This window comes from Pseudomonadota bacterium, assembly GCA_022361155.1.
Classification (GTDB): domain Bacteria; phylum Myxococcota_A; class Polyangia; order Polyangiales; family JAKSBK01; genus JAKSBK01.
This window is the reverse complement of sequence record JAKSBK010000185.1, coordinates 13,230-31,439: the sequence shown is the minus strand read 5'-3', so window position 1 is coordinate 31,439 and position 18,210 is coordinate 13,230. Positions and strand designations below refer to the sequence as shown.

Sequence of the window (18,210 nt, the reverse complement as noted above, 5' to 3'; positions counted from 1 at the left end):
GATGACGAGGATTGGGGACATTTGGAGCAAGCGAAGTCCAGGCTGCGGCGCAGTGCTCTTGGCGAGTGCAGTGCTTTTGGCGGGTGCAATCGCGCTGGCCGGGTGCACGCACACGCGAACCGTGCCCGATACCATCACGCGCCGGCTGGGGGGGCAGCGCTACGCCGGGCACTTTGTCTCGCCCTACTCCTACGAATGGTTCGTGCGCGGTGAGCTCGCCGTCACGCGCGAGGACTACAGCCAGGCCATCGAGGCCTACCGTCGGGCACTGGCCGGGTCCGAACAGGACGTGCTGGTGCTCAGCCGCCTGGCCTTGGCCCTGACTCGGCTGGGGCAAACACGGCAAGCACAGGCGGTGTTGAAACGCGCCGCAGCACTGGACCGGCACTCGGAGAGCGTGTGGATCACACGCGGGCAGCTTGCCGAGAAGCAAGGGCGTTGGGATGCGGCTTTGGTTGCTTACGGCTGGGCGCTGGCACGAGCCCCGCATTCCGATTCCGCAGCGTCGTCGCTCGGCCGGGTCCTCGAGCGGTTGGGCGCACGCGAGCGCGCACTGGCCGTGCTCGCGGCGAGCGCCCGCATGCACGCGGGCGCACCGCTGAGCCCAACGCACACGCGGCTGCTGAACTCGCTTGTTGCGCAACGTCCTGCCCGGCTGCTTTCCTACACCGAAGCCTCGGCGAGCGCCGAGACCGCGCCCGGGGATCTGATGGTATCGGAAGCGAAGAGAGCCCTGGCCACAGGACGACCGGCAACGGCGGTACGATTGCTCGACGCGATCGGCGATCCCAGCGTCGCACGCGCTCTTCGACTCGAGGCTTGGTTGCACGCGGGACATAGGGCGCGGGCCGAGAACCTGCTGGTGCTCGAGCCCCTGGCCACGTTGGGCATTCCAAGCGAACTAGCGAGAGCCTACCTCAGGCTCGATCGGCCGGAGCGAGCCTCCGAGCTAGCCCGGGCAGCCTGGTCGGCGTCGGCCGATCATGCGACGCTGCTCGCCTTGGTCGAGGCGGAACTGGTGCTCGAGAACTACCGAGAGGCCACCAGGCAGCTCGGCCGGGTACTGCGAGCCGAGCCAGCTCTACCCGGGACGCGCGCCGCCCTGCGGGATTGCCTGGTTGCCAACGGCATGCAATGGCTCGCGAACGAGCTTGGCGCCCTACCTGCGACCGCTCAGTAGTCTCCAAACAGATCCTGGATGCGCACATCCAGTGCTACTGCAATCTTATATAGAGAGCTGATGGAGGCGCTCGACTCTGCGCGTTCGATTTGCGAAAGCAGCGAGACCGACAGGCCGGTGCGCCGTGCCATCTGTTTGAGCGTCAGGTTGTTGTCCTTGCGCAGCGTTCGAACCGTTTCGCCTATGACGCGGTGAAGGTTCTCTTCGGGTGAGCGCAGCAGGCCCTTCTTGCGCATCACCCTATCCACCACCTGGCGAAACTCTTCTGGGTTGAAGGGTTTCTTGAGGTAGTCGATCGCGTCCAACTTCATGGACCGCACTGCAGTGTCAAGCGACGGGTAGCCCGTGAAGATGACCACCGCGACGTCCTTGTCCACCTTACGAATCCGTTTCAGTACCTCGACCCCGTCGAGATTGGGCATCATCAGGTCCAGGACGACGAGATGATAGGTGCCCGTCTTGACCTCCTGTGCGACGCCTTCGGGCTCGGATAGCGTTTTTACATCGATCCCGTCCTTGGTAAGAAAGGTCTCCATGTAGTCACAAATGGCGGGGTCGTCGTCTACGACGAGCACGCGCATGGGCGGGACTGTCTTGCTCATTGTTACCTCATCTGCTGGTCGACCTCATGGCTGCGGCTGTTCACCTCGCTGCACACGTCCTCATCGAACCCTTGATTTGTTGTCGGGGCGAGAGGATTTGAACCTCCGACCTCACGGTCCCGAACCGTGCGCGCTACCAGGCTGCGCTACGCCCCGTATAAAATTCGCCGCGGAATGTATGAAAGGGTGCCGATGTGTGTCAAGTCACGACCCAACGCACTACCTGGTAGGCGTCCTGTGAACCGGCCCGGCCGCCCCACCAGGGACCGAGACGGATAACACCGTCCGCGTCGGTCCGAAGCGTGCTCAAGCGCAGCGAATCGAAACGCCTGCGTACCCCGGGGACCTGGGTTTCGAAGCGCTCCGCGACCTCCAGCCCCTCCCCGGCCAAAGGTGAGCAGACAGCAAAGACGAGCTGGCCTCCCGGCCGAACCAGCTCCGCGCTGTGGGTGAGTATGGCGAGCTGCAAGGCGGCCAGGCGGGGCACATCGCCAGGACGCAAGCGCAGGAGCACATCCGGTCTACGGTGAAGGGTTCCAATACCGCTGCACGGCGCGTCCACCAGCACGTGGTCAAAGCGGCGTCCCAGACCGCCGCTGCCCAGGCTCAGGTCCACAGCCAGCGTCTCGAGCGTTGCCTTCAGCCCCAGACGCTCGAACTCTTCACGCAGACGCTGCAGCTTGCGCTCGTGCAGATCCAAAGCCGTCACCGAACCCTGTGCGCCCACGAGCTCCGCGAGTCGAGTGGTCTTGCCACCGCGACCCGCGCAGACATCCGCAACGCTCTGGCCAGGCCGCACATCCATCAGCTCCACCACCAGCTGCGCTCCCTCCTCCTGAGCTACAAAGAGCCCCTGCTCGTAGCCCGGAAGCGCACGCGGGTCACCGACAGACCAGGCGAGCAATGTTCGCTCACTGCATGCCCCCGGCGACAGCCGGGCGCGAGGCTTGGATCGACGCACCAGTTCGGCCAGCTGCTGTCGCGTCGTGCGGCTGGTGTCCACGCGCAGGCCGATGGGCGGCGGCAAGGTCGCAGGCCGCACTAGCCGTGCCAGCCGCTGCTCGCTCAGGCCGGCGCGCAAGGCCTGCACTAGCCACTTCGGAACTTCGGTTCGCGAGGGTCGAGTGGGTCGTGCTGGACGCGCGCTGGCAAGCGCTCGCAACACCGCATTGGCGAAGGCCGCCAGGCGCGGACCTCGGTGGGCTCGAACGAGGGCCACCGCATCGTTGACGGCGGCGTGGGCTGGCACGCGCTCTAGATGCCGCAGCTGGTAGGCAGCCACCCTCAAGGCTGCACGCGTGAGAGGATCCAAGCGCGCTTCTTCCCGCACCATCCTTTCGCGCAGCAGCGCGTCCAGCGCAGGCAGGACCCGTAGTGCTCCATAGACGATCTCGGTCGCGAGCGCCGCGTCGCGAGCCGAAAGCCCGTGACGACCCAGCGTGGCGTCCAGTACGCGCGAAGCAAACGCGCGCTGGTGAGCGACTCGGTACAGCGTGTCGGTCGCCACCGCTCGCGCAGGCGAAGTGCCCATCACTCGAATGCCGAACTGATCAGGCGGGGCCACAGCCTCTCGATATCGTTCAGGAAAGCCAACGACGTTACCACCAGCAGCACCAGCAATCCGGCGATCGACGCGTACTCGCGTGTACGGGAGCTGAGCGCCCGCCGCGTCACCGCCTCCACCGCCAGAAACACCAGCTGACCGCCGTCGAGCATGGGAATAGGCATCAGGTTGAGCAGCGCCAGGTTCACGCTCACAAAGGCCATGAGCATGAGGAAATTGAGTGCCCCTTCACGCGCCGCGGTGCCCGCCACTTCGTAGATCGCCAGCGGACCTCCGATGGACTTTACCGTGAGGCGACCCTGGAACAAACGAACAACCGAATAGACCGTGAGCTCAACCGCTTCCGCCGTCGCCCGCATCGACTCCCGCAACGCGTAGGACAAGGGAGCCGGGTTCGGGACGGTCCCGTCCAATCGACTGGGCAGCCAGTTCTCGATGTGAAGCACGTGACGGTCGTACACCTGACCGTGCTTGGACACACCGCTCTGGCGTCTTAGCGTAAGCTCACCGCGATGAAGCTGAGAGTCGCGTTTCCAGGTCACCACGTGCGGAAGGTCGCCGCGCTCCTTGATCCGCTGTTCGAAGCTCGCCCACGAAAGGAGCGGCTCATCGTCCAGCAGAAGCAGTCGGTCGCCGGCACGCAGACCCATCCGGTACTCTGGTGAGTCTTCGATTACATGACTGACGTACAGCTCCGCGAGCTCGAGTCCAGCCCTTGCGGTGCCTTTGGCGGGCCCGGAATCGGGAGCCAAGGCCGCAACACTGGGTTCGAAGAATTCGAAATCAGCGAGCCCGCCGAAGGCTCCGGCCACCTTGGTGGGTCGCAGGTAGCTCAGGGGCACGAGCGAACCCCGGTTACCGTGCAGCGCGCTTTCCAAATCAAGCCAGCGGCGAACCGTGTGACCCGCCGCCGCGATCACCACGTCAAAAGTCTCCAGGCCCGCGCTCGCCGCTGGACTCGACGCAGACGCCACGCCCACAACCGCGGCCGGTTGGTAGGGAACCACACCGATGCGGCCTACATGCTCGATCCGATCGAGAGGCCGGACCTCACGCGACCGCATCGGAGTGATCCGTTGTCGCAGGCGATCCTCGCCCCTCTGCACTTCGAACTCAAGCGCTACCCCGGCGTTCTCTTCCACCCTGCGAGCCAAGCCATAGAACGTACGGATCGGGTCGCCGTTGACCGAAACGATGCGGTCACCCGCCTGCAGCTTGCCATACGCAGGGTAGTGAGGGAGCACGCGCCCGACGACCGCCGGTGTAAGTTCGCTGTCTCCGAGAAACACAACGGCGTACAGCACTATGGGCAGCAGCAGGTTCATGGCCGGCCCAGCGATCACGATCAGGATTCGCTTGATCAGACTCTGGCTGTAGAACGCATGCGAGCGCTCGTGATCACCAACCTGGTCAAAAGGATTCTCCCCGAGCAGCCGCACGTAACCGCCAAGCGGGACAGCAGCCAGCACGTACTCGGTTTCCCCCCGTGTGATCCCGGCGATCCTCGGCCCAAACCCAAGACTGAAACGCAATACGCGAACCTTGAACAGCTTCGCCCACATGAAGTGTCCGAGCTCATGAACGAAGATAAGGACACCAACCATTAGAATGAAGTACACGAAATCCATCTTGAACTGACTGTTCGTCTCTCTTTGGGCAAGTGTTGCTTGGAGTCGCGCTTGCGACCGTGCTAGCCTACGTCTTGTTCGTGCGAACGCCAGGGGGCGAGGCTGTGCCTTGTAGGTGCGCACACCACTCCGACGGGGCCGCAAAGCCACAAGGGGCTGCGCTCGCAGCCGTGAATAGACAACCGCTTCGTGGTTGAAAAAAAGGAAACCCAGTGAGCCTGCTGGTTCTGGTCGCCGCGAGCGACCCCTTCAATCTGGGCCTGTTGAGCGACCTGTGCCAACACATGGGCTGCCGAGTGGCAACGGCTGCCGACGGCGGCGCGGCGCTCGACATCGTGGCGCGGAGCCGGCCGGACCTGATCGTACTGGAGGCGGCGCTGCCTATCATGGATGGCTGTGAGGTAACCCGGATCCTCAAGAGCGACCGGAACCTGGCTGAAATCCCCGTGCTGCTGGTGACCCGCGCCGACGATCCCGAGGAACGGGCCCAATGCCTTGCGGCAGGGGCTGCCGATTGCCTGACAAGCCCCTTCAAGGTCACCGAAACTCAGGAACGGGTGCGCCGGGCGCTGCGCGGGCTGCGCCGATCGGGCCCAAGCGCTATCGCGGGCCCGCTGCAACGGGAGCGACCAAGTCATCCCCCCTACGAGCTTGCAGACGAGCTGACCGGAGCAGGGACTCTGAGCCAGCTGCACATCACGCTCGATTACGAGTTCATCCGATCGGTTCGCTACGGGCACGCGTTGACCTGCCTCGTGCTGAGAGTCGCTGACTACGATGCCGTGATAGCCGACTCGGGCCTCGCCGCGGCGCAGCAGCACCTAGTCAAAGCCGCAGAGAAGCTCGCCGTCTGCGTTCGAGGAGTCGATCAGGTGTTTCGCTCCGCCGCAGACGAGTTCGCCATACTGCTGCCAGAAACGAACCGCCGAGGCGCCGCGGCTGTCGTCAAGCGCATCCGTCAGGCCCTTGACTCATTCCAAAGGGCCGATTCCGAAGGCACCGATGCCGTCGGCACTAGGCTCGGCATTGCAACCTACCCTCAAACAAAAGCACGGGAAGGTCTCGACCTCTTGAACAAGGCGCGCTCCGCGCTCAAGTGAGTGGGTGGGCCGTGATCTTGGCGCCGAATGCTGCTACCTTTTCTACTGAACGCCGAATGGTCTGAATCCCCAGGCTTGGATTCCTCGACCTGTTCAAACCGATCGGCGTTCCAGGTGTGCCTGGAGCAAGGAGACCCCATGATGAAGGGCGGTTCGCCCCTGGTTGGATACAACACCAACGTTCGGCATAAGGGCAAGCTCTATCATATCCAGACCGAGGATTCGGGCGTCGCACACCCACACATAGTTACCCATCTCTTCGCCGATGGTGGGCGGGTCATCGCCTCACGGAAGACCGACTACCGAAACCAGCTGGCCCGTGAGGACCTGCGCGCATACGTGAAACAGCAGATGCGTGCGCAGCACAAGGCGATGTTCATTGCCTTGCGCGACTGCAAGTTCGACGAGGACACAGCGGCAACGCGGGTCCACGGCCCGGACCAGGTCACAGCTGTGCCACGAGCTCGAAGGCCGGTGGCCGCACCGGCAGCACCCGCAGACTCCACGAGGGAAAAGGACGAGCGGTCCCTGGACCAAGTCATTCTGAGCTACCTCGCCCGGGAGCCCGATTGCGTCGAAGACTAGGTCCCGGACCGATCAGCGGCGACGGGGACCGAGCGCAATGTGTAGGTTTCGACCGCGCGCCCAGACCTTGTAGCGGGGTGTGTACCCCGGAGCGAAGCGAATGGTCAGCTCGGCACGGTCACCCCGGTTGAGGATCATCGAACGAGCAACGGCGTGATCGGCCGCGGCAATGGGACCCGCGCGGTCGAGGCTCAGGCTGCCAGGTATCAAGACCGTGAAGCCTCGCGTGTCGGCCACGCCCTGCAGCTTCTTGATCGGGTTGGTCATGCGCAACGTGTAGCGGCTGCCTTGCTCGAGCTTGGCGGCACCGAAGCTCGGGCCACGCCCGTCGTCCTTTGCCACGCCTCGGGGACGATCGACCGCCCGCTGCGTTGGCTGCGGTTTACGGCTAGCCGCCGGGGCGGTCTTGGCGACTCTCGCAGACACGGGCTCGAACGGGCCTACGGTCAGCTCGGCAGGTGCGCCGACCTGAGTGGTCGCGGTGAGCTCGGGTGTGACCCTTTCCCTAGACGGCGCAGCCTGCTCCACCGTCGCCTGGGCTGCCCGCGTGCTGGTCTTGGGATCCATCGCATGCTGCGATCGCTCGAGCACCGTGTGGAGCACGACGCCCATCAGGCCGAAACCAAGCAGCGTCGGGGCGGCCGCACGAACGAACACTGCGCGGGCGGCCCGTCGGCCGCGGCGCTGCGTCGCTTGCGTAGGTCCGGTGGTGCGCCTCTTCCGGCGCAGGATACTGGGACGAGGAAGCCGGACCGAGACCTTTTGCTTGAGCTCATCCCCGAGCGCGGGCAGTGCCTGGCCGAAGTCGCCGAACCGGCCCCGCAGCCTGTCAGTCACGCCTCGACACCGGGTCCGCCACGAACGAAGGCCCGGGACCTCGACGTCTTCAGGGAAGTCGTCCTCGAATGACGCTAGCCCGCATCGGTCACCCGCTTCGAGTCGCCTTGTCGATGCGGAAGCGCATGCCGGTGGCGTCTGCGATAGCGACCGTTCCGCAGGCGAGATGCCGGAGGCATGGTCGGCACTACCGGAGCTCTCGTCGCTGCGCTTGTCGCTCTTCACAAGTGCGTCAGACACCGGCACCGGTTGGCTGTCGGCAGCGATCATCGTAGCGTCCACGCCGGGATCCGCAGCAGGATCCATGTCGCGCAGCGTGTCGCGAAGCTCTTCCTCGACCTCGCAGTCCGCGGCCACCTGCAACGCGTCGAGCTCGGGTTCGTCCACGGGTCGGACGGAGTCGACCCTGAGCACGAGCTTGGGCATGCCCGCGCGGACCTGTAGCTCCACCTCAGCGATGCGGCCACGCCAGCTCTCCGCACCGGTTTGCTCCAAGTCGATCAGTCGCCCTGCCTCGAAAACGGGTAGCTCGTGCTCGACCACGGCATGTTCGAAACCGCGGTCCACGACTCGCATCGTGACAGCGTCGGTGAGCCCGTCGAGCACGACCCTTGCAGTCTTGGCGCAGGCCGCATCCGGTACTTGGCGGCGCGGCTGATCCCACGGCATTCGCCTTGGCGATCGGGGTTGCTGATCCACATCCGTCTCGGCCGCCCTGCGCTCGACGAGCTTGCCGATGCTGCGTTGCGTGCGGGGGTCAAGCTCGAGAAAGCGCAGGCCGAACTCGCCGCTGCGCACACCCTCGAGGTTTGCCCACACGACTTCGCCGTACGCCTCCAAGCCTTCCTCGCTGAGTGGACAGCGGAAGCGGCACAGCAGGCGCGTCCCGACGTCGGGCAGATACGCAGACCTCAAGGCCAAGCCGCCCGCGCTCAGATCCACGGACTCTGCCTCGAAAGCCTCCTGGAAGCCGTCGTGGCTCAGCTCGATGGCCGCTTCGAAACGGACACGACCAAGCTCATCGGATCGTCGATCAAGCGAAATGTCCATGCAGCGTTCCTCGGGTTGGCGCTGGTGCCCTTGAGCCAGCCCCCCATTCTCACTCGCAGAAGTACAAAGGTGCGTCCAGTTTTCTGCATCTGCCGCTGCCGATTGCTTGACCCGCGCGCCAGCGCCGCTCAGGCTGGGCTGGACGTGGGAATCCGGCTGGTGCTTCGCTCGTCCGGCAAGCGCACGCTTCCGGAGGGCATGCGGTACGAATTCGAGCAGGCGCGCGTCGTCATTGGACGGGCTGTGGGCTCGGATGTCTGCATTCCTCACCCGAGCGTTTCTGAAACGCACGCCATTATCGAGCACAGCGGCAGCCGCTGCGTCATTGTCGACCAGGGGTCGCTCAACGGTACACGCGTCAACGACACGCCGCTGGTCAGCGGGCGGCCCAAGGCCCTGCAGCGCGGGGACATCATCCGAGTCGCGGACTTCACGTTGCTCCTCGAGCCGGGTCTGGTGGTGGCCCATGGTACTTCCCGTGAACGCACGGCGTCGCTTGCACGCAGACTGATCCGCGAGCTCTCGGACGAACCCTCGCCAGGAACGGCCGCGCCGCGTCTGGTGGTCTTGAATCGCATCCACGTGGGAGAGCAGCTTCAACTCGCGCAGGTGCCGGCGAAGCTGACGGTCGGGCGGGGCGAGCAGTGCCAATGGCGACTGGACGATCCGGACGTGTCTCGACAGCACCTGGAGGTAGTACGAGACCACGAGGGCGTGTTGGTGCGGGACCTGGGTAGCAAGAACGGCTTGAGGGTAACCGGCCGCGCTGTCACGGAGCGGCGACTGCGCGATGGCGATGAGCTGCAGCTCGGTGAGCTTCGACTGCTCTTCGAGGACCCCGCCGAGGAGGCGGTTCGACGCGCGGCTAGTGAGCCGGTCTCGCCCTTGAAGGTAGAGGCTGCGCCAGTGCGGGCGAGCCCGGATGGCGACACAGGCTCCGCCGGCAGAGCAGCAGCGCCGCCTGTTGCGGCTGCCTCGCAGCGCAACAAGACGCGCCCCTCCACGGCATGGGGCGCGGAGCTCGTAGTCTACGCCCTGGCCGCAGTGGTCGTGGCGGTCAGTGCCCTCGCATTGTTTGCGCTGCTGGGAGCTCCTTAGCGTCCGGCGGGCCCTAAGCGTTGCGTGCATGAAGGATGCGCAATCCTTCCAGCGTCAGGAAGGGGTCCACCCGGTCGATGCTCCGAAGCTCGCGCTCGAGCACGGACGCAAGCCCGCCCGTGGCCAGCACGACACTGGGAAAACCCAGCTCCTGCCGGATTCGACGCACCATGCCGTCTACGAGCTCGACGTAGCCGTAGACAATGCCAGACTGCATCGAATGCACGGTGTTGCGGCCGACGACGCGGGGAGGCATTGCGACCTCGACACGAGGCAGCTTGGCGGCGCTTGCAGAAAGCGCTTGTGCGCTGATGCTCACGCCAGGCGAAATCACACCGCCCAGGTATTCGCCGCGCGGCGAGATGCAGTCGAAAGTCGTAGCCGTGCCGAAGTCCACGACGATAGTCCCCTTGCGTGTCTGCTCGTAAGCGGCCACGGCGTTTACGATCCTGTCTGCGCCTACCTCCCAAGGATTCTCGTACAGAATCGGCATGCCCGTCTTGATGCCCGGGCCGACCAGCAGGCTTTCGCTTCCATACGCTCGGTGTATTGCGTGCGCGAACACGGTGTTGAGGTCGGGTACGACCGAAGCCAGAATCGCGGCGTTCACATGCGCGTGCGAGATTCCGGCGAGCTGCGCAAGTCCCATGAGCAGGATCTCGAGCTCGTCTGCCGTGCGACCCTTGGCTGATTCGACACGAAAATGCCGGACGAGCACGTCCCCGTCGTACAGGCCGAGCACGGTATGCGTGTTGCCAACATCGACCGCCAACAACATGGGGCTGCACCAATGCTGATCGCACCGAGCCCGCTAGCGTGCTCGGAGCGACAGCGACAAGGCCACCAGCTCGCCGAACGTGGGCTCGTCGCTGCTGGGCAGCTCGCCCACGAAGGTAGCAACGGGGCCGCTGGGCGCAGCAAACGGTTGCGCCTCGATCGGTTGGGCGCCTGGCGGTGCAGCGAGCTCCTGCGGCGCCTCGGGCGCAAGCACGGGCGCAACGGGCGCCGTGGCCGGCGGTTCCAGGGTGGCGGCGAGCTCGTCCGGAGCCCCTGGCGGCTCGGTCACCATCTCTTCGAGCCGGTCGCCGGCCTGCGCGACTGCCGCCGGCGCCACTTGCGCGGGCACAGGCTGGGGCTCGGCCGCTGGCTCGGCTGCTGGCTCGGCCGCTGGCTCGGCTGCTGGCTCCGCATCCCGATTTTGCTGGGGAGCCTGCTGCGGTGGGACGGTGGCTGGCGGCTCCTCGAACGGTGACCCTGCGGTCAGCGCGGCCTCGACGCCGGACATGGCGACGTCCGTGGGAACCGGTTCCTGCGGCGCCTCCTCCGGCACTGGGGCCGGCGGCGGTGCAGATTCGGCCGGCTCGATGAGGGCAGCCGGCTCGGACGGGGCAGCCGGCTCGGACGGGGCAGCCGTCTCGGACGGGGCAGCCGGCTCAGCTAGCGCACCCGGCTCAGCTGGCGCACCCGGTGCATCCGGCACACCCAGCCCGTCCGAGGCCGTGGTTGGTTCTGTGCGGGGCGTGCCGACCTCCTCGACCGAGGCCGCTACCCTCACCGAAGCGAGCTTGACGGCCGCCAGCTTCACCCCCGCGGGTGCCTCCATGGAAGCGCTAGCGTCGGCTACCGCGGCTGCCGGAGCCTCTTCGCGCGGCGGTTCCGCGGCGCCAGGCGAAGGGCGCGAAACCAGCTCGTCCGGCCGAGGCCCAGGCTGAATCACCGTGGGCATCGGTGAGGTGCCGCCCCCCTCTTCCATCGACAGCGCGAAATCGGTCTCTGCTGCCGAGCCTTCGCCGTCATCGCCGGCCGATGCGGCGCCCGTGTGACTCCGGCGCCGCTCCAGCCCCCGATTGCGCCGAACCACCGACAGCAGCGCCTCGAGACGTTGAACCTGACGTTGAACAGGCGCGCTCATCCCGCGCCAGCCGGCTCGAGTTTCGACAAGATCACGCCAAGGTCGTCACCCTCGCGCGACCAGTTCCAAATCCGTTCGGCGATGCCCGGATCAACCATGAGATAGCGGCCGGCTTCGGTTACAGGAACGCATGCGACCTCGCTCCCGCTCAGCCGGGAAAAGAGGCCCCCAAGGAGCGCTGCGCAGGCCAGGTGGTCCGAGTCGAGGGGGGCTGCTCCGGTCACTTCGAGCACGACCGCCGGGCCCCAGCGCTCTGCGCTTAAACGCCCCCAGCCGTAAAGCGCCACCACGGCGGCAGCCGCGCCGAAAACTCCGGCCGGCGTTTGATCCACTGCGGATCCAGACCCGGGTAAGGCCCGCTCCGCCAACTCACCGAGCTCGCTTCCAAGCACCCGGACCGCGGTCAAGTCGCCCGCCTCCACCGCGGTGGTGACCAGCCGAGCTACCGCCTGCTCGGACAACACCAGCGTACGCCTCCCGTCGCTGGTGCGTACCGCACCCTGCGCAAGGTCGAACTCGAAGAAGCCCGTCGGATCCAGAGGCAGCTCGGCCATGTCGTCAGGCTTGGGTGTAGAGGCTATCACGGGTCCGTGTCAAATCCCGAGCGATGAGCCCTCCCGCCCAGATCGTTTCCGTACGCATGCTCGTCCTCGTGCCGTGCGCCAGCATCGTGCTGTCGATCGGTGCGCCGGCGCTGCGGGCCGAGCTGCCCGGACTGCGAGGCTGGGCAGAGGCCGTGATGGGTGGAACGGGAGCTGAGGGAGCGCGCGTGCCTTATCCGTCGAGCCCCACCCGCCCCCATGGACTCGGCCTGCGCTTGCCATCGCAGCGTCTGCCTCTCACGGTGCACGCCCCGGAGACGAACCGCTCGCTAGCCCGTGCGACCAAGCTGCTCGCAGCGCTCGAGGCCGGCTACGACCTGCTGTTTGCGGAGTCCTGGCCTTTGCCGTTGCCCGACGGCGGCGCAGGCGACAGCCTCGGCTTCGATTTGTACCTGCGTCGAGCAGTGCCCGGCCGCGCCGGGGCCGGTCTGGACGGGCCCGTGCCCTGGGGCTCGCTTGACAGCGCGTCGAGCTTCGGGCTGGTAGACGACGAGCTGGATCCCTCATGGTTCCAAGCTTGCGCACTGTCCGCGCTAGCGCAAGCCGCGCTGTGGGGCCAGGATCCCGGCGAGAGTGCGGCCTGGCGCCGCGCGACCAGCAGCTACCTTGCATGGCGGGCCACCGGAAACTTCGGTTGCGGCAGCGAGACGTCGGTGCGGCTCGGACAAGCCTGGCGCAGTTGGCTTGGTGGCGGCGGTGGAGCCGGTGGACTGCTGCTCGCCATGCTTTCCGCACGGGAAGACGGCGGTGACGGCAGTTTCGTGCGGGAACTATGGCAGTTCGCCCGCCAGCGCAGCGCCGGCCGAAGCGGCGTACGGGTTCGACCGGATTTGTGGGACGCGCTCGATCGCGCGTTGTCCAACGCCGGCGAGGCACTCGAGCAGGTGCTGTCCGATTTCGCCGTGGCCCGCTTCTTTTCTGGGACACCCGCCCGCAGCCTGGCTGCCCCCATGCCGTGTCTTCGATCGCTCGCTACCGAGGCGGCCGTGGCTCTCGAGCGGTCGCTGCAGCAGTCCCATCTGCCGACGCATGTCTCGGCTCGAGGGCCCGTCGAGGTCCTCGGAAGCCGTTACACGCTGGTGGCGCTGGACGCGTCCGAGCCTGCATCGGAGCTGCGGGTATGGCTGCGGGGTGAGCTTGGCGTGCGTTGGCTGCTGACGGCGGTGCGACTCGACTCGGGTTACGGCGAGCTCGGCCGCGTAAGCGCCCCGCCGCGGGGCACGGGGCGCAGCTACGTTCCCGTCGTACTCACGCCCGACACCGCGCGTGTGCTCGTGGTCGTCACGAATCTGGGCCGGGGGCTCGAGAGCTTCCGCCGGCCCACAGTCTTGACTCGGGCCTTCCGCCTGGTGCTTTCGTTGGGCACTGGTGTCCTGGATCAGCGCTGACTGCGCCTGCGCGTGCGACGGGGCGAACGCACTCGAGACGGACCCTGGCGCTGCTCGGGTCGATCGGCCCAGTCAGGTGCCTGCTGGCCGCCCGCGCTGCACTGCAAGCCGTAGAAGGTGGCTGCATCGGGGAAAAAGTCGCGCCGCGCAAGCCTCTCGACCTGGCCCGCCTTGAGGCGGTCTTGCGAAAACGCGATGAGCCGGATGCGGTCTTTGATGCGACGCGGTACGGCAAGACGCTCGCTGAGCTCCGTGAAGAAGCTCTCGAACGCCGTGGGCGGTTGTGGCACGCATTCGAGGACTTCGGCGATGGTACCCCAGAGCAACGCAGCCAGCAGCACCGCGTCCGACGGGGCTTCGCCTGCACGGACGCGCTCGTCGATCGCCGACAGGCGCCCCCAAAGCAGAGAAGCCCCTGCTGCCTCGTCTTCCAGGAAGGCCGTGAGCTCAGGGAGCACCACTCCGAGCACGCCCACGTCCCACATGAGGTAGATGGAGCGGTGCGCTGCGCCGCCCCGCAGCAGGCGCAACAGTTCCTCGAGCACGCGAGGCCGTGAGCAACGATTCAGCCCGTGTCGCTGCGCGACCATCGCGTCGTAGACCTCGGGGTCGATGCCCATGTCCAGTCGCGCGCTGAACTTGATGGCTCGCAGCAAACGAACTGGATCCTCCCGAAAACGGACTGCCGGCTCCCCTATGGTCCGCACTACGCCCGATCGCAGATCGTCCATTCCCTGGACGTAGTCGATCACCTCCTGGCGCTCGATGTCATAGAATAGGCCATTGATCGTGAAGTCTCTGCGAGCCGCATCCTCGTGCGGCAAACCGAATACGTTGTCGTGGTGTATCAGCAGATCCTGCAGCGGCCACCGGTCGGGCTTCGGGCTGAGGGGAATGGGCACGCCGTTGTCTCCTACCGCTGCCGTCGATGAATCCGAGGTTCTGGCTCGGGGCTGGCCGTCGAAACGTGGATCGCGTCGAAAGGTGGCGACTTCTATGACCTTGCCACGAGAGAACAGGATGTGGGCCAATCGGAAGCGCCGTCCGATGATCCTGCAGTTGCGAAAAAGGCGTTTCACCTCTTGCGGACGGGCACTGGTGGCAATGTCGAAGTCCTTGGGCGCGCGACCCAGCAGCAGATCGCGCACACCTCCGCCCACCAGGTACGCTGTATGCTCGCCGTGTGACAGCCTGCGCAGTACCTTGACGGCGTCGGGATCGATACGGTGCAAGGGAATAGGCCGCGGGTACACTCTCGGCTTGGGTGTCTGCTGCGGCTCGCTGTCAGCTTCGGACTCTGCGGCGGTATGCTGGATGCGTGGTGAAACGGATTCCATGACGTGGAGCGTTCAGCGCAAACCGGTCGGCGCGCAGTCGCCGCGGACTCCAAGGCGGCAGCGCTGCCGCGGGCGCGACGACACCCTGAGCGCCACCTCCGACTGCTCTCGGCCCGTCGACGCTGTGGCGACGGGCGTTCCGCGACGCGCAGCGCAACGCGGAAACGCATCGGGCAGCCTGTTGGACTGTGTGCCGGGCCGCCGGATCGGATCGATCGGAGGCCAACCAGCGGCCGATGCTGCGCGAATTGCTGCACAGGGTAGGTGCAATGCACAGGGTCGATGCAACGCGCAGGGTCGATGCAATGCGCAGGGTCGATGCAATGCGCAGGGTGAGTGCAACACACAAGGCGTCGCAGCAGCACGGGGTACGCGAGTCAGACGCAAAGCCAGACCGGGAAGGCCAGGCCGGACCAACAGGGCCCAGCCTCGTGCCCAAGAGCAACCCCCATCTTCACCTCTACCAGGTCACAGGCGTGACCGCAATTGGCCCACATCATGACAGCTACGAGCGCACTGGCGGGACAAGTTCTCATTGCTGGCTTTGGCGGACGCCAAATGCCCGATTCGTTGCGGGCCGCGGCCCGTACGGGCGATCTGGCTGGTTTCGTTCTCTTCAAGCGCAATCTGGGTGCTGCCGAGCAGAGCATCGAGCTCACGCGCGCGCTGGTCCACAGCTTCCCGGAGGGTTTTCCTCCCGTAATCGCCGTGGATCAGGAAGGCGGTCGGGTGGCGCGGCTCGGGCCGCCCGTCCTGCAGCTGCCGGCCATGCAAGCGCTCGGCAGGCACGACGATGTCGGCCTGACGCGCAGGGCAGCCGAGACCCTCGGGGCACAGCTGCACGCCCTGGGCTTCAGCATCGACTTCGCGCCCGTGCTCGACGTCAACAGCAACCCGCTTAATCCGGTGATCGGGGATCGGGCCTTTGGCAGTTCCGCCTCCGTGGTGACACGACATGGGCGCGCCTTCGCCGCGGGGCTGCAAGCCCAGGGGGTGGCCGCATGCGGCAAGCATTTCCCCGGACACGGGGACACCTCGGTGGACAGCCATCTCGCCCTGCCCCGCGTGGATCATGCGCGAGCCCGGCTGGATCAGGTCGAGCTTGCGCCCTTTCGTGCACTGGCTCCGACCCTGGCCTGCGTGATGACCGCCCACGTGGTGTTCCCTGCGCTCGATCCGCAGCTTCCGGCCACCCTATCGGTCAAGGTGCTGGACCGTCTGCTGCGTGAAGCGTGCGGCTTCAAGGGCGTCGTGTTCGCCGATGACCTGGAAATGAAGGCCATCAGCGATCACCATGGGATCGTGGAAGCTAGCTGTCGCTGCATCGCCGCCGGCTGCGACGCGCTGTTGATCTGCAAAAACCCTGAGCTCACGTTGCAGGCGCACGAGGGACTCGTGCGTCGTGCTGAGAACGACAGCAGTTTCCGTGCTCGCCTCGAAGCCGCGGCCGCCCGCGTGCACGCGCTGCGCCAGCGCTACCGCCCGCGCCCCTCGCTCGAAGCCTTCGAGCGTACCTTGGCGGCTGCTCGGGACCTGCAAGCCGAGCTCCAGATCGTGCTGCAGCGAGGTGAAGGGGTGCCATGAGCTCCTGGTCCGACCGGTTGTCGACCAGTGGGACCGCACCGAAGCTCGCCAGCGCCGGCGGCCGCAGCCTGTCGTCCAAAAGCCGCAGCCTGTCGTCCAAAAGCCCCAGCCTGTGGTCTGGAAAGCGCAGCCGGCCGCCCGCGGCAAGGACGCGGCTCTCCGTGTACGTGCTGCTGCTCGTGTGGGCCGCACCCCATCCTTCAGATGCCCAACAAGGCCCGCAACTCACCGCCAACGACTTCAACATCGACATGGTGATCGGTCCGGTGCTCGGCTCTGGACGCACCGTGGGACTGGCTGGGGCCTACACGGCGCTCGCCACGGGCATTGATGGCGCTCCATGGAATCCGGCTTCCTACGCTTCGCGCACCCTGTGGGACCTCAACTGGTTCAGTTGGGAAGTCACCTTCAATTTCATGACCCCGGTTTTCTTCGCGGAGAACGACTTCGACAACAACGGACAAACCGGATTCAAGTACAGGGATTTCATCTTCTATACTCCCGGTCTGCGGTTGCAATTTGGAGAGTTCGGTCTGGGGGGGATTCTGCATGTGCAGCAGTATGCGATTCCCCCACCCGAGAGAGACCGAGCTCCCGCCAGGTTGCAGATGATCGTGGGGAACTACGGGCTCGGCTACATGCTCTTCAATGGCCAAGTCGTGCTTGGTTTGGGTGCACGCACGGCCGACTTGGTCGTGTCAGCCCCTCCCGCAAGCGGCGGTCTCTTCACGCCTTCCGAGGAGCTGGCGAGCATGACGGGTACCGGACCCGAGCTTGGTGCGCTGATCAAGCCGGCCGGCAGGCGCTTCCGCATGGGTATCGCCGCGCGCTTGCCCGTCGCTTCCGTGATCGAGGAGGGCACCCAAGCGAGCGGCCCGCGCCGGGAGGCAGGGTTTGTGCTTCCCAACGAGGTGCGGCTTCCGTGGCAATTGCAGCTCGGTTTCGCGTACCAACTCGGCAAGCGCCCCATGAACCGGGCCTGGGATAACCCGCACGATCTGGACGACCAGCTGAGGATCGAGATGCTGGCAAGGCGCTGGAAGCGCTACACGGAACAGGCTCGTCGCGAGAGGTCGAGGCGCCGTGGGGGCGTCAATCGCCGCCAGAGCCACGCGGACGATCGGCTGGAATCGGATGTTCCGCCAAGGGCCTTCTTCGATCAGGAATCGGAAGCTCCACAGCCCGGCAGCGACCCCTACCCTTGGATCGAGCACAAACCACGCGACGCACGTTGGTGGGCGCAGGAGAAGACGCGCCGCATCGAGGAAGAAGCCGAGCTCGCGCTCGCGATCCGGCGCGCCAAGAAACGGCGCAAACGACAAGTCAAATCGCTTCCGCGTGACTACGTCCTGATATCGGCCGAGATGATCGTGACCGGGGCCACCAAGGACGGCGTGGGGCTCGAGGGATTCCTCGCGCAGCGACGCGAGCGCTCGGGTCGCACGGCATCGTTCGGATTCCGGGTGGGTGCCGAAACGGAGCCGATCGCGCATCATCTCAAGATCCGCACGGGACTCTACCTCGAGCCGAGCCGCTTCCGGGGTATCGGCTATCGGCCTCACGTCACCGCGGGCTTTGACCTGCGTTTGTTCGAGTGGGACCTGTTCGGCTGGCTGTGGAAATTCGACGTTCGCCTCGGCGGCACTGCAGATTTCGCCCCACGCTACCGCAACTTCGGACTCGGCGTCGGCTTCTGGCACTAGGGAGTGTCTTTCCAAATACTCCCGTCGATCCCGAGGCACC

Annotated in this window: 15 protein-coding genes and 1 tRNA gene; 7 read left to right on the top strand and 9 right to left on the bottom strand. The window is 65.9% G+C overall.

Annotated features, from left to right (window positions below):
* The first annotated feature begins 1 nt into the window (after position 1).
* Complete coding sequence (locus tag MJD61_06680; protein ID MCG8554960.1) at positions 2-1,180, top strand: tetratricopeptide repeat protein; 1,179 nt, start codon at positions 2-4, stop codon at positions 1,178-1,180.
* On the opposite strand, the gene MJD61_06675 is transcribed toward MJD61_06680, so the two are convergent.
* The 4 genes from MJD61_06675 to MJD61_06660 form a co-directional block, all read right to left on the bottom strand.
* Positions 1,174-1,782: a response regulator gene (locus tag MJD61_06675; GenBank protein MCG8554959.1), complete on the bottom strand. Its 609-nt coding sequence runs from the start codon at positions 1,780-1,782 to the stop codon at positions 1,174-1,176. The two genes, MJD61_06680 and MJD61_06675, sit on opposite strands and share 7 nt — an antisense overlap.
* Before the next feature lie 82 nt (positions 1,783-1,864).
* Positions 1,865-1,938, bottom strand: a tRNA-Pro gene (locus MJD61_06670).
* 43 nt (positions 1,939-1,981) lie between these two features.
* Positions 1,982-3,346 carry a class I SAM-dependent methyltransferase gene (locus MJD61_06665; protein MCG8554958.1) on the bottom strand — a complete coding sequence of 455 codons (1,365 nt, stop codon included), beginning with the start codon at positions 3,344-3,346 and terminating at the stop codon, positions 1,982-1,984.
* Positions 3,313-4,950 carry a site-2 protease family protein gene (locus MJD61_06660; protein MCG8554957.1) on the bottom strand — a complete coding sequence of 546 codons (1,638 nt, stop codon included), beginning with the start codon at positions 4,948-4,950 and terminating at the stop codon, positions 3,313-3,315. Before MJD61_06660 ends, MJD61_06665 begins: the two co-directional genes overlap by 34 nt.
* Positions 4,951-5,186: 236 nt before the next feature.
* Between MJD61_06660 and MJD61_06655 the strand changes: the two genes are divergently transcribed.
* Together MJD61_06655 and MJD61_06650 are read left to right on the top strand one after the other, a co-directional pair.
* Complete coding sequence (locus MJD61_06655; GenBank protein MCG8554956.1) at positions 5,187-6,074, top strand: response regulator; 888 nt, start codon at positions 5,187-5,189, stop codon at positions 6,072-6,074.
* Positions 6,075-6,212: 138 nt separating this feature from the next.
* The gene (locus tag MJD61_06650; GenBank protein MCG8554955.1) at positions 6,213-6,659 is read left to right on the top strand and encodes a hypothetical protein; all 447 of its coding nucleotides are present in this window, start codon (positions 6,213-6,215) and stop codon (positions 6,657-6,659) included.
* Between the two features lie 12 nt (positions 6,660-6,671).
* Here the strand turns inward: MJD61_06650 and MJD61_06645 are convergent, their stop codons facing one another.
* Positions 6,672-8,546, bottom strand: a complete 1,875-nt coding sequence (locus tag MJD61_06645) for a PilZ domain-containing protein (GenBank protein ID MCG8554954.1) — start codon at positions 8,544-8,546, stop codon at positions 6,672-6,674.
* Positions 8,547-8,690: 144 nt separating this feature from the next.
* On the opposite strand from MJD61_06645, the gene MJD61_06640 reads away from it, so the two are divergent.
* Positions 8,691-9,644, top strand: a complete 954-nt coding sequence (locus MJD61_06640; GenBank protein ID MCG8554953.1) for an FHA domain-containing protein — start codon at positions 8,691-8,693, stop codon at positions 9,642-9,644.
* Between the two features lie 13 nt (positions 9,645-9,657).
* Here MJD61_06640 and MJD61_06635 read toward each other — a convergent pair whose 3' ends face one another.
* Genes MJD61_06635 through MJD61_06625 form a run of 3 tightly spaced genes read right to left on the bottom strand, consistent with a single transcriptional unit; the run spans position 9,658 to position 12,140 of the window.
* Positions 9,658-10,422, bottom strand: a complete 765-nt coding sequence (locus tag MJD61_06635) for a type III pantothenate kinase (protein MCG8554952.1) — start codon at positions 10,420-10,422, stop codon at positions 9,658-9,660.
* A gap of 33 nt (positions 10,423-10,455) precedes the next feature.
* A complete protein-coding gene (locus tag MJD61_06630) occupies positions 10,456-11,556 on the bottom strand; it encodes a hypothetical protein (protein MCG8554951.1) in 1,101 nt (366 codons plus the stop codon).
* Positions 11,553-12,140, bottom strand: a complete 588-nt coding sequence (locus tag MJD61_06625) for a hypothetical protein (GenBank protein MCG8554950.1) — start codon at positions 12,138-12,140, stop codon at positions 11,553-11,555. Before MJD61_06625 ends, MJD61_06630 begins: the two co-directional genes overlap by 4 nt.
* A gap of 23 nt (positions 12,141-12,163) precedes the next feature.
* Between MJD61_06625 and MJD61_06620 the strand changes: the two genes are divergently transcribed.
* Positions 12,164-13,546, top strand: a complete 1,383-nt coding sequence (locus MJD61_06620) for a hypothetical protein (GenBank protein MCG8554949.1) — start codon at positions 12,164-12,166, stop codon at positions 13,544-13,546.
* Here the strand turns inward: MJD61_06620 and pcnB are convergent.
* Positions 13,537-14,883 (bottom strand): polynucleotide adenylyltransferase PcnB, encoded by a 1,347-nt coding sequence (gene pcnB, locus MJD61_06615; protein ID MCG8554948.1) that lies wholly within the window; start codon positions 14,881-14,883, stop codon positions 13,537-13,539. The genes MJD61_06620 and pcnB overlap by 10 nt on opposite strands.
* Positions 14,884-15,381: 498 nt before the next feature.
* Here pcnB and nagZ point away from each other — a divergent pair, with 498 nt between their 5' ends.
* Positions 15,382-16,467 carry a beta-N-acetylhexosaminidase gene (nagZ, locus tag MJD61_06610; protein ID MCG8554947.1) on the top strand — a complete coding sequence of 362 codons (1,086 nt, stop codon included), beginning with the start codon at positions 15,382-15,384 and terminating at the stop codon, positions 16,465-16,467.
* A complete protein-coding gene (locus tag MJD61_06605) occupies positions 16,464-18,170 on the top strand; it encodes a hypothetical protein (GenBank protein MCG8554946.1) in 1,707 nt (568 codons plus the stop codon). The genes nagZ and MJD61_06605 overlap by 4 nt, the downstream gene beginning before the upstream one ends.
* Positions 18,171-18,210 lie beyond the last annotated feature (40 nt).